Genomic DNA, 24510 nt, shown 5'->3' on the forward strand with positions numbered 1-24510 from the left:
CCATTGAAGTATTGAAGTATTGAAGTGTTGAAGTATTGGTAGCGCCGCGGGCCCGTGCGCCTGCCTCAGCGGAACAGGTAGTCCACGCCAAGTGATACGGCCTGGCTCTTGACCGAAGCATCGTTGCCCTTCCAACTGAGCTTGCCGTAATTCATGTACTGCATCCGCAAGCGCCAGTTCTGCGTGACCGCATAGGACGCGCCCACCCCCAGGCTGATGAGCCCCTGCGACTTGTTGCCCGATTCGAGATCGCCCGAGCGCCGGCCATGCATATAGTTGACCCCGGCAATGCCCAGCAGCGAAAAACGCTCGGTCAGGGGCAGGTGGCCCACTACGTTGACGGACAAGGCGTTCACGTCGAATTTGTCGTTGGCGTTGCCATTTTTGGCCACGACACGGCCAAGGCTGGCTAGCGAGCCTTCGACCGACACATAGGGCGAAAACTGATAGCCGCCCCGCAAGCCAAGTCCAACGTTGTTGGACGATCCGCCCGCCCAGCCGGGCGTGCTCGTACTGACTTTGTCGCGGGCAATATTGAGGTCGCCGCCGACGTACCAATAGTTGGCGGCAAGTTCCTCGGCTGCGGCATGCGCAGGCACAACCGACAAAAGCACCAACATGGCAGCAGGCGCGATGGGAAAGAGGCGGCCAGGGAAGGCTATAAAACGCATATAATTTAATCTCCGACGAATATAAATTACTGTAAAACGATAACACATTGCTGTTTTACAGTAATTTTTGCCATGCGCAATCCCTTCAGGAGACCGGCATGCCGACCCCCCTTTCCCTTCCCTTGCCCGCTGATGGCGCGCTAACGCGCGTTAGCGTCATCGCGCGCCGCATGCAGTGGCTGACACTGTGCTGCGCCGTCGTGGTGACGGCGGCCCTGTTCGCCTTCTGGTTCTTGCTCCCCGATGCGGAGCTGGACCGGAACCTGCGCGCGTTCCTGGCCGGGCCTGCGCCAGGCGGGCAGTTGCTGGTGTCGATGCCGTACCGGCTGCTCGGGTTGGCCATCACGAGCGTGGCCACGGCTTTGCTGGTCAGTGGACTGATGCAAGCGCACAGGCTATTCGCGGCCCTGGCGGGCGGCGCGGTCCTTACCCTGGAGACGGGCGTGCGCCTGCGCCGCGTGGCGCTGGTGGTGACGGCGTTCAGCTTGGTGGTTCCGCTCACCAAGACACTGCTGGCCATGACCCTGGCCAGCACGGTTGCCAACGGCCCCTACATGGTGGTGATCATCACCTTCGGCGACGTGATGCTGGGCTTGCTGGGCGGCTTGCTGCTGGCCATCGCCTGGGCGATGGTCGAGGCCGCGCGCGTCGCGCTGGAGAATGAGAGCTTTGTTTGAGTTTGCGTTTGCGTTTGAGGCACCCTGACCCTATGACTATCCTCGTCCGGCTTGACGTCCTGCTTGCTGAGCGCAAGATGAAATCGCGCGAGCTCGCCCAGTACATCGGCATCACCGAGCCCAATCTCTCCTTGCTGAAATCCGGCAAGGTCAAGGGCATCCGTTTCGATACGCTGGAGAAAATCTGCGAGGCGCTGAAATGCCAACCGGGCGACCTGCTTGAGTACCGCGCCGATACGCCAGGCGAAGATCAGGCCTGAACTGCAAACAATTGTCTCTCTTCCCACTGCGGCATTTCCGCCAGATCGGCCACCCGCCTGGCCTTACGGCCCGCGCAACCACCGGGCTCCCCCCAATCGAGTGATACCGCATCGAGAGTGATCTTGCGCATACTCGCACTTTCTTGAACTACTCGCCCCCAAGCGGGCGCGAAGCAAGGTGCTTATGCTGATCCTCATCTACTGCAGTTATGCGGTTGCCTGCATCTTCGCGCTCTGGAGAGCGGCGCGCTGGGTGGAAAAGCACCATCCGGCCCTGCGCGACAACCACCCGCCGCGGCATGACGCGCCCCCAGCCGGCAAGCCCCCGGAAGATAACCTGCCTGTGAGCCAGCGCTGCCACCTGGAAATGCCGCCCGCCGGGCCCGCCTGCCTGGCGCAACGCGCCGGCGCCAGCGCTGCCGCCTGCATGGTCCTGTAGCCCCCTGGACGGTGGCCCGTATCTGGTCCTCGGCATTCATCCTTGAAAAAACCAGATTACTGTATATATTCACAGTAACTGTATGGATGAACAGTATCTACGGGAGCCGATCATGGAACACTTGGTCCGGGTACAGAACGAATACGACAGGCAGGTCCTGGCCTGGTTGCGCGAACGCGTAGGCGACGCGGCGGTACAAGCCGCGGCACAGCGGCTGGCGGGAGACCGCAAGCCCTACCTGTCAACGATCTGCCGCAGCCTGAACATCACGCCACCGGCCCGCCGCACCCTGCGCGCCCAGTCGAACCGGGCCAGCCGGGAGGTTGGCGACCGCTACCTTGCGTCGATCCGTGCGCTCCTGGCGCGGCCAGCACCGGCGCAACGGCATTCGCAGCAGCAACCCGCGCAACCCCAACCCTCGCAATACCAGGATCCGCATTAGTCCCGCGCCTTGGGTACACGGAGGGCCGGGGCATTGCTCGCCGGAATATGCTTCCCGCTTCGCCTCACCCCGCTGCCATCATGGCTTTCTTGACTTATCATTCCCTATCTATGATAGTTAATTGAAATTTGTTCTCTTTTTAAGAACCTATTTCAATCAAAGGATTGCCGTGGACCTGGCCGAACTTGAGATTTTCCGAGCCGTTGCGCTTGAAGAAAGCATCACGCGGGCGGCCAAGACCCTGGACCGCGTGCAGTCGAATGTCACCACGCGCGTCAAGCAGCTCGAAGAGGAGCTCGGCGTCGCCCTGTTCCTGCGCGACAGCAAGCGCATGACCCTGACGCCGCAAGGACAGCGCTTCCTGGGCTATACCGAGCGGCTGCTGGCGCTGGCCGAAGAGGCCCGCCAATCCATGCGCAGCGATGCGCCCTCGGGCACGCTGCGCGTGGGCAGCATGGAAAGCTCGGCCGCCAGCCGGCTGCCCCGCCCGCTGGCGCGCTATCACGGCAAATGGCCGGACGTGCGGATCGAGATCCAGACCGGCACCACGCAAGCCTTGATCGACGCACTGCTGGCGCATCGCATCGACTGCGCCGTGGTGGCCCATCCCTCCGAGGGCGCGCCGGACACGCTAGACATGGACGTACTCGGCCCCGGCCTGGAAGGCACGTTCCTGTTCTCTGAAGAACTGCTGCTGGTGCTGCCGCACAGCCATCCGCCAGTGCGCACGCCGCAGGACATCAAGCTGCGCAGCCTGGCCACGTTCTCGCGCGGCTGCACGTACCGCCTGTGTGCCGAGGACTGGCTCGCCAGCGGCGAAGGCCCACGGCTGGCGCTGAACGTGCTGGAACTGGCGTCTTACCACGCGATCCTCGCCTGCGTGACGGCGGGCTCGGCCGTGGCCATCCTGCCGAGGTCGCTGCTGGCGCTGCACCCCGATGCCGCAAGCCTGCAAACCGTGCCCGTGCGAGTCGCGCACACCTTGCTGGTGCGCCGTTCGGGTTTTGCCACGTCGGCATATGCGGCGTTTCTCCAGGAGCTGCAGCATGGCTAGGATCCGGACCGTCACAGCCGCGCCGCAATCCTTCGGCAAGACCATGGCGCCATGGATGCCCTCACTGGCCGCCGCGCTGGTGCTGGCGGTGGGCATGGGCTTCGGGCGCTTTGCATTTACCGGCATGTATCCGCTGATGGTGCGCGACGGCCTGCTGAGCGTCAGTGCCGGCTCGCTGGCCGCATCCGCCAACTATGCAGGCTATCTCGTGGGCGCCCTCGCGGTCAGCCGCATGCCGCAGCGCGTTGCGCCGCGCTTTTGCCGCATCGCGCTCTTCGGCACGGCCCTGTGCCTGCTGGCGCTGGCCGTGCCGGCCGCGCCCTGGTTCTTTATCGGCGTGCGCTTCCTGGCGGGCGTGCTCAGCGCCATCGCGCTGATCTGCGCGTCCGTGTGGCTGTTCCAGGTGGTAGGGCATCCGCATGGCGCGCCGCTGTTGTTCTCGGGCGTCGGTGCCGGCATCCTGCTGTCCGCCGAGCTCATTGCCGCCGGCAACCTGGCCGGTTGGCACAGTCCTTTGCTGTGGCTGGCCATCGGCGGTGGCGCCGCCGTGCTGAGCTTGCTCGCATGGCCTTATCTTGCGGGCCGCGTGCCGGCACCCCAGCCGCATGCCGCTACCAGTGCCAGTGCCACGGACGAGGCCAATGCCAACGGCCCTGGTCCGTGGCCGCTGGTGGCCAGCTACGGGCTGGCGGGGTTCGGCTACATTGTCACGGCAACTTACCTGCCGCTCTTTGTGCGCGACGCGCTCGGCCACATCGACCCGATCCATATCTGGGCCGCGTTCGGGCTTGGCGCGGCACCTTCGTGTTTTCTCTGGCATGCGCTGCACGAGCGCCTTGGCACGCGGCGTGCGCTCGCGCTCAACCTGCTGGTGCAGGCAGTGGGCGTGATCCTGCCCGCGCTCAGCCACTCGGCCGTGGCCTACCTGGCTAGCGCGCTGCTGGTGGGCGGCACCTTCGTTGGCACCGTGACCATCGCCATGCCCGCCGCGAAACGCGCGGCCCACCGCGTGACATTCAACCTGCTTGCCATCATGACCGCCGCCTATGGCGTAGGCCAGATCGCCGGCCCGCTGGTATCCGATGCGCTGATGGCGCACAGCCATAGCTTCAGCGGGCCGCTTGCCGCCGCCGCTGCCGCGCTGCTGGCATCTGCCGTCTTCTGCTTCCTGTGAAGGCCAGCGCATGCCCGGCGCGCGGCACGGAACCCACCCCACAGAATCCACCCCCACAAGATCCACCCATTACCGAAGAAACGAGGAGCCCGTCATGACCGACCCCATCCACGCCACGCAACCACGCACGCTGCTCTCCCGGCTCGGCCTTGCCACCCCGATCATCCAGGCACCAATGGCAGGCGTCAGCACACCGGCGCTTGCCGCGGCAGTGTCGAATGCCGGCGGCCTGGGCTCGCTCGGCGTCGGCGCCATGGACGCCGAGGGCGCCCGCAAGACCATCCGCGAAACCCGTGCGCTGACGGAAAAGCCCTTCAACATCAACCTGTTCTGCCATGCGCCCGCCGTCGCCAACCCCGCGCGCGAGGCGCAATGGCTGGCCTACCTGGCGCCGAGCTTCGCCGAATTCGGCGCCACGCCGCCCGCCAGCCTGCGCGAGATCTACACCAGCTTTGTCGCCGACGACGCCATGTTCGCGATGCTGCTGGAGGAGCGGCCCGCGGTAGTGAGCTTCCATTTCGGCTTGCCGGCGCAGGCCTGGATCGACGCGCTGCACGCCGCCGGCATCTTCCTGATGGCCACGGCCACCAGCCTGGACGAAGCGCGGCAGATCGCCGCTGCCGGCGTCGATGCCATCGTTGCCCAAGGCGTGGAAGCCGGCGGCCACCGCGGCACGTTCAAGCCCGAAGGGCATGACGAAGGCCTCGGCACCCTGGCGCTGGTACGGCTGCTGGTCCGCCATACCGCCCTGCCCGTGATCGCCACCGGCGGCATCATGGACGGCGCCGGCATTGCGGCGGCCCTGGCGCTGGGCGCGCAGGCCGCGCAGCTCGGCACCGCCTTCGTGGCCTGCCCGGAGACCGTGGCCGACGCGCCCTACCGCGCCGCCCTGCTGGCGGACCGGCCTGCCAGCACCACGCTGACCCGCTCCATTTCCGGCCGGGCCGCGCGCGGCTTCGTCAACCGGCTGACGGAACTGGGCGAGGCAGCGGACCGCCCGGCGATCCCCGATTACCCCATCACCTACGACGCCGGCAAGGCCCTGCATGCGGCGGCCAAGGCGCGCGGCAACGCGGACTACGCCGCGCAATGGGCCGGGCAAGCCGCGCCGCTGGCGCGCGCCCTGCCGGCAGCGCAACTCGTGGCGACACTGCGCGAGGAGCTGGCGCAGACGATTGCGGCACTGAGCGGGGCGGGATTCGGGGCGAACTGAGCGGGGCCTGCCGAAGCCGGCGGCGCGTGCGTCTTGCTGCTACCATTTCGCCACGCGCAACGGCCTCATGCTGGCCCGCAGCGGATCCCCTCCTTCCTGACGAGACAATCCCATGGACGCACTCACATCCACATTGGCCATTGGCGGCGCGCTGGCGCTCGGCGCGGTCAGCCCCGGCCCGAGCTTTGTCATGGTGGCCCGCGCCGCCATTGCCCGCTCCCGCGCCGATGCGCTCTACATGGCGCTGGGCATGGGGCTGGGCGGCGTGGTGTTTGCGGCGGCCGCGCTGCTCGGGCTCAAGCTCTTGCTGACGGCAGTGCCCTGGCTGTACATGGCGATGAAGGTGGGCGGCGGCATCTACCTGGTGTATCTGGGCGTGCGCATCTGGCGCGGCGCCAGCGCGCCCCTGGCGATGGCGGCCGGCAAAGCAGAAGGCGGTGGAACGCCCGCCACGGGGCGCGGCCGTGTCCTGCTGAGCGGCTTCGCCACGCAGCTGAGCAACCCCAAGACGGCGGTGGTCTACGCCAGCGTGTTTGCCGCGCTGTTGCCCGCCCAGGTGCCGCCTTCGCTGCTGCTGGCGCTGCCGCTGATGGTCTTTGCCATCGAGACTGGCTGGTACGCGATCGTGGCGATCGCGCTCTCCTCCGCCAGGCCGCGTGCCTTCTACCTGCGCTTCAAGCTGTGGCTGGATCGCGCGGCCGGCGGGGTGATGGCGCTGCTCGGCATCCGGCTGCTCACGTCGCTGCGTCAGTAACGCCGGCAGCGGCCCCCTAAGACGCGGGATCCGCCAAGCTCGGCGGAAACAGCAACCTGAAGACTGTGGTTCCCCCGACTTCGGACTCCACCTCAACGTGCCCATGGTGCAAGTCCATGATGGACTTCACGATGGCTAGGCCGATGCCCGCCGACTCTCCCGAGTTGGCGCGGGCAGGATCGCCGCGAAAGAAGCGATCGAACAGCTTTGGCAGGTGTTCCGGCGCGATGCCGGCCCCAGGATTGCGCACTTCGATACGGCTACCTGCGGGGCCCGTGCGCGCCGCCATCACCACCGTCTGCCCGGCGGGTGTGTAGCGGATGGCATTGGCCACCAGGTTGCTGACCGCGCGCCGCAGCAGTAGCGGATCGGCCAGCACGGCGCCCCCGCCATCCACCGCGATCGCCACGCCGCTCGCCTCCGCCAGCCCCTCGAAATAGTCGGACAGCGCGCCCAGTTCGCGCGCCAGGTCCAGGCGCACCGGGTTGACCGCCACGCGGGCGTTCTCGGCCCGCGCAAGGAACAGCATGTTCTCGATCATGCGGGCCAGGCGTTCATATTCCTCGATATTGGACGCCAGCAGCGCCTGGTATTCGTCGGCGCTGCGCTCGCTAGACAGCGCGACCTGGCTCTGCCCGAGCAGGTTGCCGATGGGTGTGCGGAAGTCGTGCGCCAGGTCCGCGGAAAACTGGGACAAGCGTTCGAACCCATCCCGCAACCGGTCCATCATCTGTTGCAGGGCCGCAGCCAGTTCCGCCAGTTCGGGCGGCAGCCGCGCCGGGTCGATCGGCAGCTCGAGCCGGCGCACCGTGACCGACGATGCCCCGGCGGCAATGCGCCGCAGCGGCGCCATGCCGGCGCGCAGCACCAGGTAGCCAAGCCCGGCCACGGCCAGCGTGCCCAGCAGGCCCGTCAACAGCAGTTTCGCGCGGTATGCGCGCAGCAACGTGGTGCGGGAGATGGCGGTCTGGTAGAGCGTGAAGGCCAGCGTCTGCGTGACGGCGCCAGTGCCAGCAGTACCTGGACCGACTGGGACCTGCGCCTGCACGCCGTGCACCGGGTAGCCCTGCCGCGTGGTCCAGGCACGGATCGCTTCGGGCCCGAGCTGCGCATCCGGCGCCACCGGCTGCAAGGCGGGCGGCCCTTCGCCGGCATTGGCCGCAAGCAACACGGCGCCACCAGCGGCGCGCACCACCAGCGCAAACTCATCGTTGCCCGACACCACGCCGGCCACTTCCCGCCAGTCGCTGTCGGGCCGGGCGCCCTGCTCCATCAGCTCGGCCCGCGCGCGCGCCACCTTGCGCAGCAGTTCCGCGTCGTCGCGCTCTATCACCTGCATGGCCAGCGCGCGGTAGAGGTAGGCGCCCGCGCCGCCGAACACGATCGCGGCCACCAGGCCAAAGGCTAGCGCCAGGCGGGCAGTGAGCGAGAGCCTGCGCATCAGGGTTCCCGGCGCTCCAGCACATAGCCCATGCCACGCACGGTGTGGATCAGCTTGGGCTGGAAATCGTCGTCCATCTTGGCGCGCAGGCGACGCACCGCCACATCCACCACATTGGTATCGCTATCGAAGTTCATGTCCCAGACATGGGAGGCGATCTGGGTACGGCTCAGCACCTCGGTGTGACGGCGCGCCAGGAAATGCAGCAGGGAGAATTCACGCGGCGTCAGCTCGATGCGCCGGCCGGCGCGCGTCACGCGGTGGCGGATCAGGTCGATCTCCAGGTCTTCGATCTCGATGCGGTCGGCCTCGCGCACCGGGCCGCGCCGCAGCAAGGTGCGCACCCGCGCCAGCAGCTCGACAAAGGCGAAGGGCTTGGCCAGATAGTCGTCGCCGCCCAGCTCCAGCCCGCGCACGCGGTCCTCCACTTCATCGCGCGCGGTCAGGAACAGCACCGGCGTGTCCTTGTGCTCGCGCAGTTGCTTGAGCACGTCCCAGCCGTTCATGCCAGGCAGCATCACATCAAGGATGACCAGGTCGTACACCACCTCCAGCGCCTGGTGCAGGCCATCGGCGCCGGTCACCGCCAGGTCGACCACGAAGGACGATTCGGTCAGCCCCTTGCGCAGGTACTCGCCCGTCTTGGGCTCATCCTCCACCACCAGAATTCTCATGTCCGTCCTCGCCTGGCCTGTACCGGCAGGGCGCGCTTCGGGCGCCTTGCATGCTCGGATGATAGCCGTTGGCGTGGCGCTCCTGAATGACAAATCTGTAATCGATTCGACAGCATTACCGGCTCCCCTGGCTTCCTAGAATGCGGCCATCGCACACCGCTGACGCCGCAACAAAGCGGTCGTCGCGGCCCCCACCCCTCATCCCGGAGTGCACACCATGTGGATTGTCAGGCTCGCGCTGAGCCGCCCCTACACCTTTGTGGTGCTGGCGTTGTGCTTGCTGCTTGCTGCCCCGCTGGTGCTGCTGCGCACGCCTACCGACATTTTTCCGGCCATCGACATCCCGGTGGTCAGCGTGGTGTGGACCTACAACGGCCTGTCCGCCGAGGATATGGCGCGGCGCATCGTCACCGGCTACGAGCGCTCGCTGACCAACAGCGTGGACGATATCGAGCATATCGAGTCGCAATCGCTCGCCGGCGTGGCGGTGATCAAGATCTTCTTCCACCCCGGCGCCGACATCAACCGCGCGATTGCCGAGACCTCGTCGGGCGCGCAATCGATGCTGCGCAACATGCCGCCGGGCACCACGCCGCCGCTGATCCTGAGCTACAGTGCCTCCACCGTGCCGATCCTACGGCTGGCGCTGGCCAGCGACCAACTGCCGGAGCAGCAGCTTTACGACCTGGGCAATAATTTCATCCGCACGCAGCTAGCTACCGTGCAGGGCGCGTCGGTGCCGCTGCCTTACGGCGGCAAGGTGCGCCAGGTGATGGTGGATCTCGATACGCGCGCGCTGCAGGCACGCGGCCTGGCGCCACTGGACGTGGTCAACGCCATCAATGCGCAAAACCTGGTGCTGCCCGGTGGCACCGCCAAGATCGGCGCGCTCGAATACCGGGTCGACCTGAACGGCAGCACCGCCACTGTGGCCGGCCTCAACAACCTGCCGGTCAAGAGCGGCCCCGGCGGCACGGTCTATGTGCGCGACGTGGCCCAGGTGCGCGACGGCTACGCGCCGCAGACCAACGTGGTGCGCCGCGACGGCAAGCGCGCCGCGCTGCTGGAGATCGAGAAGAGCGGCAACACCTCCACGCTGTCCATCATCGCCCAGGTCAAGGCCATGCTGCCGCGCATCATGGCCGGGCTGCCGTCTTCGCTGCGGGTGCAGCCGGTGTCGGACCAGTCGGTCTTTGTTACCTCCGCCATCCACGGCGTGTTGCACGAAGCGCTGATCGCCGCCTGCCTGACCGCCGCGATGATCTTGCTGTTCCTGGGCAGCTGGCGCGCCACGCTGATCATCGCGATCTCGATCCCGCTCTCGGTGCTGGCCGCGCTGATGGCGCTCAGCGCGCTCGGCGAGACGCTCAATATCATGACGCTGGGCGGGCTGGCGCTGGCGGTGGGCGTGCTGGTGGACGACGCCACCGTGGCCATCGAGAACATCACCCACCACCGCGAGCTGGGCAAGCCGCTGGAGCATGCGATCCTGGAAGGCTCGGCGCAGATCGCCGTGCCCACGCTGGTATCCACGCTGTCGATCTGCATCGTGTTCCTGCCGATGTTCCTGCTCACCGGCGTGGCGCGCTACCTGTTCGTGCCGATGGCCGAGGCCGTGGTGTTCGCCATGGCGGCGTCCTACTTCTTCTCGCGCACGCTGATTCCCACGCTGGCGCATTACCTGCTGCGTGGCGAACGCAACGACGAGCACAACGACGCGGCGCAGACGCACGGAACCGGCCGCCTGCGTCGCGCCTGCGCGCGGCTGCAGGCGCGCTTTGAACACGGGTTCGAAGGCGTGCGCACGCGCTACGCCGCGACCCTCGCTGCAGCACTGCGCCACCCCAGGCGGCTGGCCGCCGCCTTCCTGGCCTGCTGTGCCGCCTCGATGGCGCTGGTGCCCTTCCTGGGGCAGGACTTCTTCCCCAGCGTGGACAGTGGCGAGATCCGCCTGCACATGCGCGCGCGCACGGGGACCCGCATCGAGGAAACGGCGCGCATCGCCGATGCGGTGGAGAACCGTATCCGCGCGGCCATCGGCCCGGACCAGGTGGCCGGCATCATCGACAACATCGGCCTGCCTGTCAGCGGCATCAACCTGACCTATGACTCCGCGCTGCCGATCGGCACCGCCGACGCCGAGATCCTGGTGTCGCTGAAGCCGGGCCATGGCGCCACGGCGGGCTATGTCGACCAGCTGGGCGCCCTGCTGCCCAAGGCATTCCCGGGCGTGAGCTTCTCCTTCCTGCCGGCCGACATCGTCAGCCAGATCCTGAATTTCGGGCTGCCGGCGCCAATCGATATCCAGGTGGTGGGCAATCAGCTGGCAGCCAATCGCGCGGTGGCGCAGAAACTGGTTGGCCAGTTGCGCGCGGTGCCGGGGCTGGCCGATGTGCATATCCAGCAACCGGACGACCAGCCCGCGCTGACGGTGAATGTGGACCGCACCCGCGCGCTGCAGGCCGGGCTGTCGCAACGCGAGGTGGCGCAGAACCTGCTGATCTCACTCTCCGGCAGCGGCCAGACCTCACCCAACTTCTGGCTCAATCCGCGCAACGGCGTGAGCTATCCGCTGATGGTGTCGGTGCCGCAGTCCGCCATGGGCTCGCTGCAGTCGCTGTCCAACATTCCGATGGGACTTGGCGCCGCCTCGCTAGACTCCGCCAGCGGCGGCGACCTGCTCGGGTCGCTCGGCAACGTGGTGCGGTCCAGCCAGCAAGGCGTGGTGTCGCACTACAACGTGCAGCCGGTGATCGACATCTTCGGCTCGGTGCGCGGGCGCGATCTTGGCGCGGTGGCGGGCGACATCGGCCGCATCGTCGATGCCGCGCGCAAGACGCTGCCGCCCGGCTCCGAGCTGGTGGTGCGTGGGCAGGTGCAGACCATGCACGCCTCTTTCGCCGGGCTGCTTGGCGGCCTGGCGATTGCGGTGGTGCTGGTGTATCTGCTGATGGTGGTGAACTTCCAGTCCTGGCTTGACCCGCTGGCCATCATCGGCGGCCTGCCAGGCGCGCTGGCGGGCATGGCGTGGATGCTGTTTGTCACGCGCACCACCATCAGCGTGCCGGCACTGACCGGCGCCATCATGTGCATCGGCATCGCCACCGCCAACAGCATCCTGGTGGTCAGCCTGGCGCGCGAACTGCGCGCGGCGGGCGTGGCGCCCCTCGAGGCGGCGCTGCAGGCCGGCATCGGGCGCTTCCGTCCGGTGGTGATGACCGCGCTGGCCATGCTGATCGGCATGATCCCGATGGCGCTTGGCGCGGGCGATGCCGGCGCGCAGAACGCCCCGCTCGGCCGCGCCGTGATCGGCGGGCTAGCCTGCGGCACCGTCGCCACGCTGGTGCTGGTGCCCACCCTGTTCGCGCTGCTGCACCGGTGGCTTGCCGCTCGTGCGCCGGCCCCTATCCCTGTCCCTGATTTGCATCCCGCTCTCGGTCTCGACCAGAAAGGCCCGGCATGACTCTCCCTGCTCCCCCCATGTCCCCATCCGGCGACGTCGCCGCCGCCCCAGGCATGGCACCCGCGCGCACGCGCCGCCTGCGAGCCAGCTTGCTGAGCTTGCTGGTATTGGCAGTGCTTGGCGGCGCGCTGGCCACCGGCATCCTCCCCAGGCTGCATGCCCATGCCACGCTGGCCGCGCGCACCGCCGAAGCCCTGGCCACCACCGTCTCGACGGTGCGGCCTGCCAGCGCGCCAGCGCTGCAGGAACTGACCTTGCCGGGCGACGTGCGCGCCTTCCAGGACGCACCGGTCTATGCGCGCGTCAACGGCTACCTGCGCCGTTGGTACGCCGACATCGGCACCCCGGTCAAGCAAGGCCAGTTGCTGGCAGAGATCGACGCGCCCGAGGTCAGCGACCAGCTGCGGCAAGCGCACGCCGACGAAGCCATCGCCGCGGCCAACTACGCGCTGGCCAAAAGCACCGCCGAGCGCTGGCAAGACCTGCTCAAATCCCGCTCGGTGGCGCAGCAGGACACCGACCAGAAGGTGGCCGACATGCAGGCCAAGGCCGCCACGCTGGCCTCCGCCCGCTCCAACACGGCACGGCTGGCGCAACTCGCCTCATACACGCAGATCCGCGCGCCCTTTGACGGCGTGGTGACCGCGCGCAACGTGGACACCGGCGCGCTGATCGATGCCGGCAGCGCCGGCGGACCCGGCCGGGAATTGTTCCATCTCTCCGCCGGCACGCGGCTGCGTGTGTATGTGCAGGTGCCGCAGGATGCAAGCGGCATGGTCGGCCCGCAGATGCAGGCGTGGCTCACACTGCCGCAGTTCCCCGGCCAGCACTTTGCCGCTGCCGTGGCGCGCAATGCCGGCGCCATCGACAACGTCACGCGCAGCCTGCGCGTGGAGCTGGACGTGGACAACGCGGGTGGACGGATCCTGCCCGGCGCCTATGCCGAGGTCCACCTGAGCGCGCCGCAAGCAAGGGCCGGCCTGACCCTGCCGGCCAACACGTTGATGTTCCGCCCGCAAGGCACCTGCGTGGCTGTGGTGGGCGCGAACGGCATGCTGGCGATCCGGCTGGTGACGCTGGGCCGAGACTTTGGCTCGCATGTGGAGATCACGGAGGGCTTGCAGGGCGGCGAACAGGTGGTGGTCAACCCCGGAGACGGCCTGCTGGCGGGCGATCGGGTCCGGGTGGCGGCGGATGCGCCCGATACGCCCAATACGCCGGCCATCCAGCCGGCAACCACGGCCAGCCAGGCTAAGTAGGCCCGCCATGCAAACTCCCAAGCGTTCTCATCAAACCCGCGTGCCTGCAGCCCGGCCACGCCGCCTGGCGGCGTCGCTCGCCTCGTTGGCGCTGGCAGCGCTGCTCACAGGCTGCGCCACCGCGCCGGCCTACCAGCCACCCACTGTCGACACGCCCGCCGCGTACAAGGAAGCCGGCGCCAGCGCGGCGCATCCGGGCGGCCCGGCGGGCATCGCGCCGGACTGGTGGCACGTGTATGCCGACGCGCCGCTCAACGCGCTCGAAGCCCGCATCGACGTTTCCAGCCAGACGCTGCGCAAGGCCGTGGCCCCGCTGGAAGACGCCCGTGCCCAGGCCCGGGCCGCGCATGCGGCTTACTTTCCCACCATCAACGCCGGGCTGAGCACCAGCAGCAGCCATACCTCGGCCAATGTGGTTGGCCGCTCGCTGGCCGGCAAGACCGAGCCCGACCACCTGCTAGGGCTCACCGCCTCCTGGGAACCCGACCTGTGGGGACGCATCGGCAATGGCGTGGATGCCGCCGAGGCGCGCGCCCAGGCCAGTGCGGACGACGTGGCGGCGGTGCGCCTCGGCCTGCAGGCCGAACTGGCCGCCGACTACTTCGGCCTGCGTTCGGCCGACCGGGAGATCGATCTGCTCAGGCGCACCGTCGACGCCTACGGCACGGTCCTGCAACTGGCCGACAACCGCTACCGTGGCGGCATCGCCACCGAAGGCGATGTGGCGCAAGCCAAGGCGCAGCTCGAAAGCACCAAGGCGCAGCTAGCCGACCTGCGCCTGAACCGCACTCAGCTGGAGCATGCCATCGCCACGCTCCTGGGCGAGCCCGTAGCGCGCTTCTCGCTGCCGCCACTGGCCGATACTGCCGTGCTGCCCACCCTGCCGGCCATGCCGGCCGCCTTGCCCTCGCAGCTCCTGGAGCGCCGCCCCGACATTGCCGCCGCCGAACGCCGCGTGGCAGCCGCCAATGCGCAGATCGGCGTAGCCCGCGCCGCGTTTTTCCCGAGCCTGCTGCTCGCCGTCGGTGGCGGCCTGGAGAGCACCAGCCTGGCCAGCTGGCTGACCGCGCCGAGCCGCTTCTGGGCGATCGGCCCCGCACTGGCCGCCACGCTGTTCGACGGTGGCCGCCGCCAGGCGGTGGCCGACAGCGCGCGCGCCCAGTTCGACGCCAGTGCCGCCGACTATCGCGCAAGCGTGCTGCGCGGCTTCCAGGAGGTAGAAGACAACTTTGCCGCGCTGCATGCGCTGCAGGAAGAGGCCACCAGCCAGCAAGCCGCCACCGAAGCGTCCGAGCGCGCTCTGGCGCTGGGGCTGGACCGCTACCGCAAGGGCGCGGTGGCCTACCTGGATGTCAGCGTGCTGGAGAGCACCGCGCTTGGCAGCGAACGGGCTGCCGAGCTGGTGCACCGACGCCAGTTGATCGCGAGTGTGATGCTGGTCAAGGCACTGGGCGGCGGCTGGCAACGGACTGCCGTGGCGCCATAGCGGCATAGCGGCATAGCGGCATAGCGGCATTGGCAGCATCAGCGGTGCATGACGGGATTGTAATGAGATGGTAAGGCCGAGGTCACCGTGCCAAACCAATACTGGTCACAGCCTTTCATCATCTCGATGAAAGCGCAGCGGCCCCAGCCACACCGGGCCCTTCCAACTGAAAGAGGTAACGCACCATGAAAGCAATCGTTCGCACAGTCTTGCTGTCCTGCGCCCTGGCAGCGCCGGCTCTGTCCTTCGCCCAAGGCGAGCAGGTGCCACTCACCCGTGCCGAAGTCCGCGCCGACCTGATCCGGCTGGAGCAAGCCGGCTACCAGCCGGGCCACGGCGACGACGCGACCTATCCCCAGGACATTCAAGCGGCCGAAGCCAAGGTGGCCGCGCAAGATGCCGCCGCAGCCAAGGGGGACGCGGCAAGCATGCCACCGCAGGCTCAGGCCAGCCTGCAACCGCAGATCGACGCCGTGCGCAGCGCCTTCTACTACGGCGCATGACGCGTCAACGCCGCTGCACACTACGCGTTCCGGCCGCGAATCGCGCGCCCGGAACGCGCTATGCGCCATGCGAAACACAAACGGCGGCGGCGTCAAAGCTTGCTCAACACACTGGGCCAAACTACGGAAGTACCTATCCTCGCGGCGGCAGGCCTTAAAATCGCGCTCATGTTCGTTTCGAGATCTCGAATCTCGCCAAAACCATGATGAAGAAGCGCCCCCTCCTCGCCGCCCTCCTGTTGGCGTCGATCGCCGCCCACGCACAACCGCCCGGCAAGGATGCGGCCCCCCTCGGCCTTGAACTTGGCAAAACCAAGTGCGCGCGGATGACACCCGGCCCGAATCGCGTCAAGACAGGCACCACGCCGTGGGCCGGCGGGGACACGGTGGAGCTCAAGCACCTTGACCGTTTCAATCTGCCGGGCCTGACCCGCGCGATCGTGAACTGCGACGCGGGCGACACGGTGGCGCTCGTCACACTGACGTTCGATCGGTCCGCGCTGGATGACGTCAGCAAGAAGCTCGACGCCCGCTACGAGTCCAAACGCAAGACCGAGCCCAGTGCCGAGAACGGCTACGCCGAGTGGGAAGCAGCCAACGGCAGCCTCGAGATGCTCTACGCGCGCGACAGCAAGCAGTTCACCCTGGCGTATTGGGCCAAGGGCGCCAAGGCCAAGTATTTCGCCTACAGCGGCACGAACGACAAGAAGCCCGCCGCGCCAGCGCAGTCAACGCAGCCAGCGCAGGCACCCCAGACACAGCCCGCGCCGCTGTAACTGCCGCCCCGAAATGGGCTTTACGCCCCGCCTTCAACGCACTTGCTGCAACCGGCGCAGCAACCGCCGTCCTGCGTCGACCACGCCCGGATCGGCCGTCATCTGGTACCGCACGATCATGCCCTCCACGCAGAGCATCGCCTCTTCGGCAATGGCATCGGGCTCCGGCAGGCCAAGGCGCCTGGCCAGCGAACCGATAAAGGCCGCCAGTTCCGCCTTGTGCGCCACGGATTGCGCCACCTGAGTGCCCTCGCCGGAGGCGCCCGCCTCCGCCACCGCATTGATAAACGCGCAACCGCGAAAATCCTCGTCGGAAAACCAGTCGGCCAGCGCGTGCGCGATGACCTCCAGGCCGGGGCTGGCGGCAAAGCGCGCTTCCACGTCCTGCTCGAACCAGCGCATCCAGCTCTCGTGGCGCCGGTCGAGGAAGGCCGCGATCAACTCGTTCTTTGAGGCGAAATGCCGGTACAGGGACATCTTGGCCACGCCGGACTCGGCAATGATCTTGTCGATGCCGGTCGCGCGCAGCCCGTCCTGGTAGAACAGGCGGGCGGCGGCATCCAGGATGCGCTCGCGGGCGGAAGGCGTGGCCATGGCTGAAGTGTTCCTTGCTGCGAAAAGTGGCACGAAAGTGAGGCGATTATCCCTGATCGGCCTATGCGGACTAAGGGGTTGTTTCAACATGAAGCGAAGCGGCTCTGGCCAGGCGCGCGGCCGCAGACCGTACAAGTGGATCGGCCAAGGCCGCGCAACGACGCCAGAGTCTTTTTGGCTTTTTTAAATGGCCTTTAAAGGCCGAGATCGCTCAGGCTGGCGTGGTCGTCCGGCCGGCGCCCCAGGGGCCAGAAGAATTTGCGCTCGGACGCCTTGATCGGCGCATCGTTGATGCACGCAAAACGCCGCTGCATCAGGCCAGCTTCGTTGAACTCCCAGTTCTCGTTGCCGTAGGAGCGATACCAGTTGCCCGAATCGTCATGCCACTCGTACGCAAACCGTACCGCGATGCGGTTGCCGTCGAAAGCCCACAGTTCCTTGATCAGGCGGTAGTCCAGTTCCTTCTGCCACTTTCGCGCCAGGAAGCCGACGATGGCCTCGCGCCCGTTTACGAACTCCGCGCGGTTGCGCCACGCGCTGTCGACGGTGTAGGCGAGGGCCACACGCTCAGGGTCGCGGCTGTTCCAGCCGTCTTCGGCGCCGCGAACTTTCTGGATGGCGGTTTCACGGGTGAACGGGGGCACGGGCGGACGGATTTCGGGGTTGGACGACATCGACTTCTCCTGGCTGCGACAGCAGTGAATTGAAAAAGGCGGCCTGTAGCCTATTCGGCGAACCCAAAATGATACAGACCTGTCTACATTATTTTGGTAGACAGGTCTGTCTGTCAAGGCGAATCTGCAGGCGTGAAAAAGCCGGCGATCAGCCGGCCTGGAATCCGCCATCAGCGCCGAGGAAGTGCTCAGCGCGGGCGCCGCATGCGGAACAGCGCCTCGGGCCCGATCTCGAAGTAGTCGGCCGGGCCGCCGCCGCGCAGGATCGGCCGGGCTGCGGCAGTGTCATAGATGCCGTCCTTCAACAGCGCCTTGTCCACGTGCACGCCAACCACCTCGCCCAACACCAGCCAGGTCGGCACCTTATTGCCGTCGAAACCTTCGAGCTGGATCAGCTGGGTGAGCTTGCATTCGAACGAGACCGGGCTTTGCGCCACCCGCGGCACCGCGACCAGGCGCGACGCTACCGGCGTGAGCCCTGCCAGCTCGAACTCGTCGACCTCCGGCGGCACGGCCGCGCAGCTCGCGTTCATGGCGTCGGCCAGCGGCCGCGTGGCCAGGTTCCAGCAGAACTCGCGGGTCTGCTCGATATTGCGCACGCTGTCCTTGTAGCCAATGCTGGAAAAACCCACGATGGGCGGCGTGTAGTTGAAGGCGTTGAAGAAGCTATAGGGCGCGAGGTTGATGATCCCATCGCCACCGCGCGACGAAATCCAGCCGATCGGGCGCGGCCCGACGATGGCGTTGAAGGGATCATGCGGCAGGCCATGCCCGTTGGCGGGCTCGTAGAAATAGGGTTCGGCGGACACGAAGCGGGAGACTCGGGAAAACAGCGTTGAGAAGCGGAGGCAGCGCCGCCGCCTCCTTGACCAGATGTTGCCGGGCGCCCGCAGGTGCCAGACAAGCCGTCTGCGATGCTACCAGTTGCCGCGCCAGCGCGTTCGGCGCGGCGCGGTTGGCTCAGCGCCCTCCCGCGGTGGCGGCCGGCTCGTCATAAGCGTCCTGCGCCAGCAACACCAGATCGGCGACGGCCTTGCCACCCGCCGAAAGATGCGCGCGCATCGCGTCAGCCGCTGCGTCCGCATCGCCCGCCAGTACCGCCGCCACGATCACGCCATGCTCCTGGAAGGAACTCGGCACGCGAGCGGGGTTGATGAGTCCGCGATGGCGCCAGTAGATCGCCAGCCGCCGCCGCAGCATGCGAATCTGCTCAGCCAGATAAGGGTTGGCTGTAGCCTGATACAGCACGTCGTGGAAATCACGGTTGGCATCCACATAGCCCGGCGTATCGGCCGCCTCCACAAAGGCCCGGCCATGCTCGAACGCCGACGACAGCGCCGCCCTGCCCGCCTCGCTGATGCGCTGCGTTGCCAGCCGGGCCACCACGCCCTCCATCTCAGCCAGCGTCTCGAACATTGCCACCAGTTCGGCCACGGTTGGCTTGTGCACGAAGATCCCCGCGCGCGGCACGATCGTCACCAGGCCTTGCGCCGCCAGCATCAGCAATGCCTCCCGCACTGGCGTGCGCGAACTGTCGAATTGCTCGGCCAGCGCGCGCTCGTCCAGCTGCGATCCGGGCTTGAGCTTGCCGGCGTGAATCTCTTCCTCAATCGCCTCCCGGATCCGGTCCTGGAGTGACTGCACGGGTAAACCTCGATTTGATGCTTCCTTTGGCATATCTAGAATCGACCTCAATATATCTAAACATCAATCTTATATGCAAATACACGGCGAACCCCGGCTCAGCATCGACGGAAGCGTTGCAACCATCACCTTTGAACGTCCCGAAGTGGCGAATCGGCTTAGTCCGCGTGATTTGCTGGTACTTCGCGAGCATATCAACTCCATCAATGCGATGGAGAGTGTTTTGGTTCTGCGCTTCACCGGTACCGGCAAGTATTTCTGCAGCGGCTACGACATCGGCGCGCTGGCCAATGCCGACGAGGCGGGGGCGCCGGCCTTCGGCGAGATGATCGACCTGATCGAAGCCGCTCGCCCGGTCACCATCGCCGCGGTCAACGGCGGCGTCTATGGCGGCGCCACGGATCTGTGCCTGGCCTGCGACTTCCGCGTGGGCGTGCCCCACTGCGACATGTTCATGCCAGCGGCCAGGCTCGGCCTGCATTTCTACCGGGGCGGGCTGGAGCGCTATGTCAGCCGGCTGGGCGTGGACACCGCCAAGCGCCTCTTCCTGACGGCTGACCGGCTCGATGCGGATGAAATGCTCAAGGTGGGCTTCCTGACCGAGATCGTCGCGGCCGACACCCTGGCGCATCGCGTCGACGCGCTCAGCGCCACGCTCGCCGGCATGGCGCCCATTGCCCTGCTGGGCATGAAGCAGGCACTGAACCAGATCGCGCGCGGCGCGCTGGACACGGCCGCGCTGGAACGCGAGATCGCGCGGGCCGGGGCGTCGGCGGATTTGTGCGAGGGCGCGGCCGCCTGGCGCGAGAAACGCGCCGCGGTATTCACCGGCAGGTAGGCGCGCCGCGGAAAGCAGAACACAGAACACAGAACACAGAACACAGAAAGCAAAAAACAAAACCCGGAGACAACGATGATCAAGCGGCACCCAACCCTGCTGTTCCTGCTAGCGTCCACATCCGCTCTGGCCGGCCCCGCGCTGGCGGCGGACGCTTTCCCAATCAAGCCGATCCGCGTGGTGATCGGCTTTCCCGCTGGCGGCGGCGCCGACAACGTGGCGCGGCTGTATGGCGACGCGCTCTCCAAGGAACTCGGGCAGCCGGTTATCGTCGACAACAAGCCTGGCGCGGGCACCACCATTGCCGCCGAGACCGTGGCCAAGGCGCCGGCCGATGGCTACACCCTGTATATCGCCTCGGCCAGTCTGATGGGCGGCGACAAGGTGCTCTACAAGAACATCCACTACGAGCCCACGGACTTTGCGCCCATCACGCGGCTGACCGTCTCGCCGCTGCTGCTGGCGGCCAACAAGGAATCCGGCATCACCAGCGTGGCCAACCTGCTGGCGAAAGCCCGCCAGCACCCCGGCGCGCTCAATTACTCGTCCTCCGGCAACGGCGTGATCACGCACCTGGCCGGCGTGCAGTTCACCAAGCTGGCCGACGTCCAGCTTACCCACGTGCCCTACAAGGGCGGCGCGCCGTCCGCGCAGGCGGTGGCCGCCGGCGATGCGCAGTTCACCTTTGCCACGCCGGCTTCCGTGCAGGCCATGATCGATACCGGCAAGGTGGTCGGCATAGCCGTCACCTCCGCCAAGCGCTCTTCCGTGCTGCCGAACTATCCAACCATTGCCGAAGCCGGCATCAAAGGCTACGACGTGACCAACTGGTACGGCCTGTTTGCCCCGGCGCAAACACCGCCCGCCGTGATCGAGAAACTCTTCGCCGCTTCCACCAAGGCACTGGCCAAACCGGAATTGCGGGCCAGGCTGGCCAGCCGCGGCGAGGAAGTCTCGCCGTCCGCATCGCCCGCGGAGTTCCGGCAGTTCGCGCAGCGCGAAGGCAAGACCGTGGCAGACCTGACTTTGAGCAGCGGCGCCAGGATCGACTGAGCCGCACGCCATTCCCGCACTCGTTCGATGTACCCCGGGCCTCCCGGCCCAAAAGGATTTCCATGATTCGCAATGCCGCAAACCTCCCGCTCGCGGGCTTTACCGTGGTGGACCTGACCCGTGTGCTGGCTGGTCCCTACTGCACCATGATGCTGGCCGACCTCGGCGCGCGCGTGATCAAGATTGAGAACCCCGCAGGCGGTGACGACTCCCGGCATGTAGGCCCGTTCGTGGATGGCGAGTCGGCGTACTTCGCCTCGGTCAACCGCAATAAGGAATCCATCGCGCTCGACCTGAAATCCCCGCGCGACCGTGAAGTCCTGGCGGCGATGATCGCCGGCGCCGATGTGCTGGTGGAAAACTTCCGCGCCGGCGTCATGGAAAAGCTCGGCTTTACATGGGAAGCCTTGCACGCCGCCAACCCTCGCCTGGTCTATGCCTCGATCTCGGGCTTCGGCCAGACCGGCCCCTACCGCGACCGGCCCGCCTACGACATGGTGGTGCAGGCAATGGGCGGCCTGATGAGTGTGACCGGCCAGACCGGCGGCGACCCGGTGCGGGTCGGCGTGTCCATCGGCGACCTTGGCGCGGGACTGTATGCCGCCATTGGCATTCAGTCCGCGCTGCTCAAGCGCAGCCGCACAGGGCTTGGCGAACGCGTCGATATCGGCATGCTCGATTGCCAGGTCGCGCTGCTGGAAAACGCCATCGCGCGCCACTCCGCCACCGGCGCCGTGCCCGCGCCGCTGGGCACGCGCCATCCCTCCATCACCCCGTTCGACATGTTCAAGACCGCTGACGGCTTCATCGTGATTGCAGCGGGCAACGACACCCTGTTCCAGAAACTCTGCGCCGCGCTCGGCCTGCCGGAGCTAGCTGCCGACCCGCGCTTTGCCACCGTGGTGGCGCGCAACCAGCACCACGCCGAACTCAAGACTTGCATGGAAGCGCGCCTGGCTGATGCGGACAGCGCCACCTGGTCGGCCGCGCTGGAAGGCGCCGGCGTGCCGCACGGCCCGCTGCAAAGCGTGGCCGACATCGTGCAGGACCCACATGTGCAAGCGCGCGGCATGCTGCTGCAAGCCAGCATCGGCGAGGACCGCCCGATCACCCTGGCCGGCAACCCGATCAAGATCGGCAGCCAGGCAGGCGCGAGCCGCTTCCGGCGCTCGCCCAGGCTGGACGAGCATCGCGCAAGCCTGCTGGAGGAGTTTGGCCAGCATGCCAACATTGACTGACGTTGGATGGCGTTGGATAGCGCTGGATAGCGGCGAATGAAGCAGGCATAAGCACGCCGCGTGCCGGCCAGACCGGTTAAGCTTGCGCCACCGCAACCACGCCGCTTGCCATGACCAAGCCGAGTACGGACCCGAGCGCGCCCGAAGCCGCGCTGGCAGTTGAGTTGGCCATTGAGCTGGAGGCCGGGCTGACGGCGGCCATCACGTATCTGAACCAGGGCAACATCGATGCCGCCGCCAGCTATGCGGCCGCGCTCATCGGCCGCTATCCGGCGCATCCCGCCGTGTGCCAGTTGAGCGCGCAGATTGCCCTGCAGCGTGGCGATGCCACGCTGGCGCGGCGCCATATCGCGCAGGGACTCTCGCTGCGGCCGGATCACCTGCCCTCGCTGCTGATCGCCGGCCGGGCGGCGCTGGCCGATGGCGCGCCGGCAGAGGCGCTGCCGCCCCTGCTGCGCGCCTGCGCACTCAGCGGCAATGCCCTGGAGCCGAGCTATCTCGCCTGCGTCGCCAAGTTGCAGAGCGGAGCGGCGGACGCCGTGGCGGAACTGGGCCTGCTGATCCAGCGGGCACCGGGTTTTGCGCCGGCGTGGATCGAACTGGCGGAAGCGATGCGCAGAGGCGGCGAGCTGCAAGCCGCGCTGGCGGCGCTGGACCGCGCCCTGGCGCTGGACGGCAATATCGCGCGCGCGCAGTTCCAGCGGGGCAAAGTGCTGCATGCGCTCGGGCGCAAGGCCGAGGCCGCCAGCGCCTTTGCCAGTGCCGTCGCGCTGGAGCCGCGCAGCCGGGAGGCGCGCCTGAACCTGGCCATCGCGCAGCAAGAACTCGGCGACCTGAGCGCCGCGCAAGCCACGCTGGAAGCCCTCGTCGGCGCGCATCCGCATGACTACGACGGCTGGATCCAGCTTGGGCTGGTGCGGCAAGACCGGCGTGACCTGCGCGGCGCGCAGGCCGCCTTGCGCAGCGCCCTGGCCTGCCAGCCGGACGCTGCGCCGGCGGCGGTCAACCTTGGCATCGTGCTGCAGGCAGACGGCCAGCCGGATGCGGCCCTGGCCGCCTATGCCCACGCCTACCTCGTTGCGCCGGAGACCTTCGGCCGCATTGCGCAGGCGCTGTGCTCGGGACCGCAAGGCCGTCTATGGGCCGACCTCGGCGCCTTGCGTGCCTTGCTGGCCAGCCTCGGCAGCCCGGGCAGCACTCAGGACTGACCGCCCCGCTCGCGCGGCGCGCGAAAGCGCTTGCGGTACACGCCGGGCGTGGTCAGCACCTCCGCCGCCAGCTTCTCGTAGCGCCCGGCGCCCTCGGCGTCGATCGTGCCGAAAGACAGCTCAAGCTCCGCGCGCGGCACTGGGCAGCACTGCGCGACAGGCGTGCCTTTGGGCAGGACGCCGTCGAACTCCGCGTCGGTCCAGAGCGCCGGGAAATTGATGCCCACGTCGTGGAAGCGGTCCGCATCGACCAGGCCGCTCAGCGTGCGGAACGGCAGATCCCAGCGGTTGGCCGGATGCATCGCCAGCAGCGACCACCCGGGCGGCAGCTCGATGATCCAGAAACTGTTGAATTTCAGGGCGACGGCATCCGAGTGCAGTGGCGTGCCGCCCAGTTGCTCCGGCACGTGAAAGCTCAGCGGCGCGCGCGGATGGCCGTCGATGCCCGGCTCAGGCAAGTCCCAATCCCACGAGAACACGCCCCGCTCCACGCGCACGTCGCATGGCAGCAGAATCACAAAGCCATGGGTCATGGCATCGATGAACGGCGGGCATTGCTTGATGGTGCGGATGTCCCTGCCGTGCAGGGGCGAGAACGCCTTGGGACGCATCGCCCGCACCCAGTCCGGCAGCGCCTGCTGGGCAGGCTGCGGGCGCGGGAGGTTGTCCTGCAGCAGCGGATCGCAACGGAAGGTCACTTGCATGGCGTGCATGGCTTGGCTAGGTGGAGGCGCTCGATGTGCCGGAGCGGCCATGCAGTGTAGGGGCGAAGAGACGAGTACGTCTAGTTGCCGCGCCCGCCACCCCACCCCTTACCCAATGTCCCGGCAGTCATGACAATTTGGGCGGCATTCGCACAATCGCCGCATTGGTAGTTGCCTTCCTGCCCGCGTCCAGCCACAATCCGCGCTTTTCCGAACGCCCCGCCAGCCGCCAGCGCAACCGGCCACTCATATTCAATTCCCAATGTCAGCC

Annotated in this window: 25 protein-coding genes; 17 read left to right on the forward strand and 8 right to left on the reverse strand. The window is 67.4% G+C overall.

Translation table 11 applies throughout. The features are described from left to right. Positions 1–65 precede the first annotated feature (65 nt). Positions 66–620: a porin family protein gene (locus AC07XB_RS14500; RefSeq protein ID WP_492828199.1), complete on the reverse strand. Its 555-nt coding sequence runs from the start codon at positions 618–620 to the stop codon at positions 66–68. Between the two features lie 149 nt (positions 621–769). Here AC07XB_RS14500 and AC07XB_RS14505 point away from each other — a divergent pair, with 149 nt between their 5' ends. The 8 genes from AC07XB_RS14505 to AC07XB_RS14540 all read left to right on the forward strand — a co-directional run bounded on the left by AC07XB_RS14505 (position 770) and on the right by AC07XB_RS14540 (position 6684). Continuing rightward, the gene (locus AC07XB_RS14505; protein WP_492373155.1) at positions 770–1348 is read left to right on the forward strand and encodes a hypothetical protein; all 579 of its coding nucleotides are present in this window, start codon (positions 770–772) and stop codon (positions 1346–1348) included. A gap of 32 nt (positions 1349–1380) precedes the next feature. Then, a complete protein-coding gene (locus tag AC07XB_RS14510; RefSeq protein WP_150991403.1) occupies positions 1381–1608 on the forward strand; it encodes a helix-turn-helix domain-containing protein in 228 nt (75 codons plus the stop codon). 184 nt (positions 1609–1792) lie between these two features. Further along, entirely contained in the window at positions 1793–2047 is a 255-nt protein-coding gene (locus tag AC07XB_RS14515) for a hypothetical protein (RefSeq protein WP_492373156.1), read from the forward strand. Positions 2048–2159: 112 nt separating this feature from the next. Beyond that, positions 2160–2489 (forward strand): CppA family protein, encoded by a 330-nt coding sequence (locus AC07XB_RS14520; RefSeq protein WP_174425005.1) that lies wholly within the window; start codon positions 2160–2162, stop codon positions 2487–2489. Positions 2490–2658: 169 nt separating this feature from the next. Further along, complete coding sequence (locus AC07XB_RS14525) at positions 2659–3543, forward strand: LysR substrate-binding domain-containing protein (protein ID WP_492373157.1); 885 nt, start codon at positions 2659–2661, stop codon at positions 3541–3543. Continuing rightward, positions 3536–4717 carry a YbfB/YjiJ family MFS transporter gene (locus AC07XB_RS14530; protein ID WP_492828196.1) on the forward strand — a complete coding sequence of 394 codons (1182 nt, stop codon included), beginning with the start codon at positions 3536–3538 and terminating at the stop codon, positions 4715–4717. The genes AC07XB_RS14525 and AC07XB_RS14530 overlap by 8 nt, the downstream gene beginning before the upstream one ends. Positions 4718–4811: 94 nt before the next feature. Then, entirely contained in the window at positions 4812–5930 is a 1119-nt protein-coding gene (locus tag AC07XB_RS14535) for an NAD(P)H-dependent flavin oxidoreductase (protein WP_492810715.1), read from the forward strand. A gap of 112 nt (positions 5931–6042) precedes the next feature. Beyond that, entirely contained in the window at positions 6043–6684 is a 642-nt protein-coding gene (locus tag AC07XB_RS14540; protein WP_492810717.1) for a LysE family translocator, read from the forward strand. Between the two features lie 16 nt (positions 6685–6700). Here the strand turns inward: AC07XB_RS14540 and AC07XB_RS14545 are convergent, their stop codons facing one another. Beyond that, positions 6701–8125 carry a heavy metal sensor histidine kinase gene (locus AC07XB_RS14545; protein WP_492373161.1) on the reverse strand — a complete coding sequence of 475 codons (1425 nt, stop codon included), beginning with the start codon at positions 8123–8125 and terminating at the stop codon, positions 6701–6703. Further along, positions 8125–8799: a heavy metal response regulator transcription factor gene (locus tag AC07XB_RS14550; RefSeq protein ID WP_150991420.1), complete on the reverse strand. Its 675-nt coding sequence runs from the start codon at positions 8797–8799 to the stop codon at positions 8125–8127. The genes AC07XB_RS14545 and AC07XB_RS14550 overlap by 1 nt, the downstream gene beginning before the upstream one ends. A 217-nt stretch (positions 8800–9016) precedes the next feature. Between AC07XB_RS14550 and AC07XB_RS14555 the strand changes: the two genes are divergently transcribed. The 5 genes from AC07XB_RS14555 (at position 9017) to AC07XB_RS14575 (ending at position 16286) form a co-directional block, all read left to right on the forward strand. Continuing rightward, positions 9017–12262: an efflux RND transporter permease subunit gene (locus AC07XB_RS14555; RefSeq protein ID WP_492373162.1), complete on the forward strand. Its 3246-nt coding sequence runs from the start codon at positions 9017–9019 to the stop codon at positions 12260–12262. Beyond that, positions 12259–13521, forward strand: coding sequence for an efflux RND transporter periplasmic adaptor subunit (locus tag AC07XB_RS14560; protein WP_492828194.1), 1263 nt, complete (start codon positions 12259–12261; stop codon positions 13519–13521). Before AC07XB_RS14555 ends, AC07XB_RS14560 begins: the two co-directional genes overlap by 4 nt. 7 nt (positions 13522–13528) lie before the next feature. Continuing rightward, the gene (locus AC07XB_RS14565) at positions 13529–15007 is read left to right on the forward strand and encodes an efflux transporter outer membrane subunit (RefSeq protein ID WP_492828192.1); all 1479 of its coding nucleotides are present in this window, start codon (positions 13529–13531) and stop codon (positions 15005–15007) included. A gap of 185 nt (positions 15008–15192) precedes the next feature. After that, entirely contained in the window at positions 15193–15510 is a 318-nt protein-coding gene (locus AC07XB_RS14570; RefSeq protein ID WP_492828191.1) for a DUF4148 domain-containing protein, read from the forward strand. A gap of 206 nt (positions 15511–15716) precedes the next feature. After that, positions 15717–16286 (forward strand): hypothetical protein, encoded by a 570-nt coding sequence (locus AC07XB_RS14575; protein WP_492373183.1) that lies wholly within the window; start codon positions 15717–15719, stop codon positions 16284–16286. Between the two features lie 33 nt (positions 16287–16319). On the opposite strand, the gene AC07XB_RS14580 is transcribed toward AC07XB_RS14575, so the two are convergent. The 4 genes from AC07XB_RS14580 to AC07XB_RS14595 form a co-directional block, all read right to left on the reverse strand. Then, positions 16320–16880: a TetR/AcrR family transcriptional regulator gene (locus AC07XB_RS14580; protein ID WP_492373166.1), complete on the reverse strand. Its 561-nt coding sequence runs from the start codon at positions 16878–16880 to the stop codon at positions 16320–16322. Positions 16881–17074: 194 nt separating this feature from the next. Continuing rightward, on the reverse strand, positions 17075–17554 hold the full coding sequence (locus tag AC07XB_RS14585; protein ID WP_174425015.1) for a nuclear transport factor 2 family protein: 480 nt from the start codon (positions 17552–17554) through the stop codon (positions 17075–17077). A 188-nt stretch (positions 17555–17742) separates the two neighbouring features. Further along, positions 17743–18363: a flavin reductase family protein gene (locus AC07XB_RS14590; protein ID WP_492373167.1), complete on the reverse strand. Its 621-nt coding sequence runs from the start codon at positions 18361–18363 to the stop codon at positions 17743–17745. A gap of 151 nt (positions 18364–18514) precedes the next feature. Further along, positions 18515–19198: a GntR family transcriptional regulator gene (locus AC07XB_RS14595; protein WP_492373168.1), complete on the reverse strand. Its 684-nt coding sequence runs from the start codon at positions 19196–19198 to the stop codon at positions 18515–18517. A 73-nt stretch (positions 19199–19271) separates the two neighbouring features. Between AC07XB_RS14595 and AC07XB_RS14600 the strand changes: the two genes are divergently transcribed. The 4 genes from AC07XB_RS14600 (at position 19272) to AC07XB_RS14615 (ending at position 23535) form a co-directional block, all read left to right on the forward strand. Then, the gene (locus tag AC07XB_RS14600; protein WP_492373169.1) at positions 19272–20036 is read left to right on the forward strand and encodes an enoyl-CoA hydratase/isomerase family protein; all 765 of its coding nucleotides are present in this window, start codon (positions 19272–19274) and stop codon (positions 20034–20036) included. Positions 20037–20111: 75 nt separating this feature from the next. Beyond that, positions 20112–21089, forward strand: a complete 978-nt coding sequence (locus AC07XB_RS14605; RefSeq protein ID WP_492828190.1) for a Bug family tripartite tricarboxylate transporter substrate binding protein — start codon at positions 20112–20114, stop codon at positions 21087–21089. 62 nt (positions 21090–21151) lie between these two features. Next, on the forward strand, positions 21152–22327 hold the full coding sequence (locus AC07XB_RS14610; protein WP_492828188.1) for a CaiB/BaiF CoA transferase family protein: 1176 nt from the start codon (positions 21152–21154) through the stop codon (positions 22325–22327). Positions 22328–22437: 110 nt separating this feature from the next. Beyond that, positions 22438–23535, forward strand: coding sequence for a tetratricopeptide repeat protein (locus AC07XB_RS14615; RefSeq protein ID WP_492828186.1), 1098 nt, complete (start codon positions 22438–22440; stop codon positions 23533–23535). Here AC07XB_RS14615 and AC07XB_RS14620 read toward each other — a convergent pair. Continuing rightward, positions 23526–24239 (reverse strand): hypothetical protein, encoded by a 714-nt coding sequence (locus tag AC07XB_RS14620; RefSeq protein WP_492828184.1) that lies wholly within the window; start codon positions 24237–24239, stop codon positions 23526–23528. The genes AC07XB_RS14615 and AC07XB_RS14620 overlap by 10 nt on opposite strands. Between the last annotated feature and the right edge of the window lie 271 nt (positions 24240–24510).

The organism is Cupriavidus sp. GW821-FHT02F09, assembly GCF_059421605.1.

Coding starts and splice junctions, on each gene's coding strand:
- AC07XB_RS14500 (WP_492828199.1), bottom strand. CDS start 620: ATGTTGGTGCTTTTGTCGGTTGTGCCTGCGCATGCCGCAGCCGAGGAA.
- AC07XB_RS14505 (WP_492373155.1), top strand. CDS start 770: ATGCCGACCCCCCTTTCCCTTCCCTTGCCCGCTGATGGCGCGCTAACG.
- AC07XB_RS14510 (WP_150991403.1), top strand. CDS start 1,381: ATGACTATCCTCGTCCGGCTTGACGTCCTGCTTGCTGAGCGCAAGATG.
- AC07XB_RS14515 (WP_492373156.1), top strand. CDS start 1,793: ATGCTGATCCTCATCTACTGCAGTTATGCGGTTGCCTGCATCTTCGCG.
- AC07XB_RS14520 (WP_174425005.1), top strand. CDS start 2,160: ATGGAACACTTGGTCCGGGTACAGAACGAATACGACAGGCAGGTCCTG.
- AC07XB_RS14530 (WP_492828196.1), top strand. CDS start 3,536: ATGGCTAGGATCCGGACCGTCACAGCCGCGCCGCAATCCTTCGGCAAG.
- AC07XB_RS14535 (WP_492810715.1), top strand. CDS start 4,812: ATGACCGACCCCATCCACGCCACGCAACCACGCACGCTGCTCTCCCGG.
- AC07XB_RS14540 (WP_492810717.1), top strand. CDS start 6,043: ATGGACGCACTCACATCCACATTGGCCATTGGCGGCGCGCTGGCGCTC.
- AC07XB_RS14545 (WP_492373161.1), bottom strand. CDS start 8,125: ATGCGCAGGCTCTCGCTCACTGCCCGCCTGGCGCTAGCCTTTGGCCTG.
- AC07XB_RS14550 (WP_150991420.1), bottom strand. CDS start 8,799: ATGAGAATTCTGGTGGTGGAGGATGAGCCCAAGACGGGCGAGTACCTG.
- AC07XB_RS14555 (WP_492373162.1), top strand. CDS start 9,017: ATGTGGATTGTCAGGCTCGCGCTGAGCCGCCCCTACACCTTTGTGGTG.
- AC07XB_RS14560 (WP_492828194.1), top strand. CDS start 12,259: ATGACTCTCCCTGCTCCCCCCATGTCCCCATCCGGCGACGTCGCCGCC.
- AC07XB_RS14565 (WP_492828192.1), top strand. CDS start 13,529: ATGCAAACTCCCAAGCGTTCTCATCAAACCCGCGTGCCTGCAGCCCGG.
- AC07XB_RS14570 (WP_492828191.1), top strand. CDS start 15,193: ATGAAAGCAATCGTTCGCACAGTCTTGCTGTCCTGCGCCCTGGCAGCG.
- AC07XB_RS14575 (WP_492373183.1), top strand. CDS start 15,717: ATGAAGAAGCGCCCCCTCCTCGCCGCCCTCCTGTTGGCGTCGATCGCC.
- AC07XB_RS14580 (WP_492373166.1), bottom strand. CDS start 16,880: ATGGCCACGCCTTCCGCCCGCGAGCGCATCCTGGATGCCGCCGCCCGC.
- AC07XB_RS14585 (WP_174425015.1), bottom strand. CDS start 17,554: ATGTCGTCCAACCCCGAAATCCGTCCGCCCGTGCCCCCGTTCACCCGT.
- AC07XB_RS14600 (WP_492373169.1), top strand. CDS start 19,272: ATGCAAATACACGGCGAACCCCGGCTCAGCATCGACGGAAGCGTTGCA.
- AC07XB_RS14605 (WP_492828190.1), top strand. CDS start 20,112: ATGATCAAGCGGCACCCAACCCTGCTGTTCCTGCTAGCGTCCACATCC.
- AC07XB_RS14610 (WP_492828188.1), top strand. CDS start 21,152: ATGATTCGCAATGCCGCAAACCTCCCGCTCGCGGGCTTTACCGTGGTG.
- AC07XB_RS14615 (WP_492828186.1), top strand. CDS start 22,438: ATGACCAAGCCGAGTACGGACCCGAGCGCGCCCGAAGCCGCGCTGGCA.
- AC07XB_RS14620 (WP_492828184.1), bottom strand. CDS start 24,239: ATGCAAGTGACCTTCCGTTGCGATCCGCTGCTGCAGGACAACCTCCCG.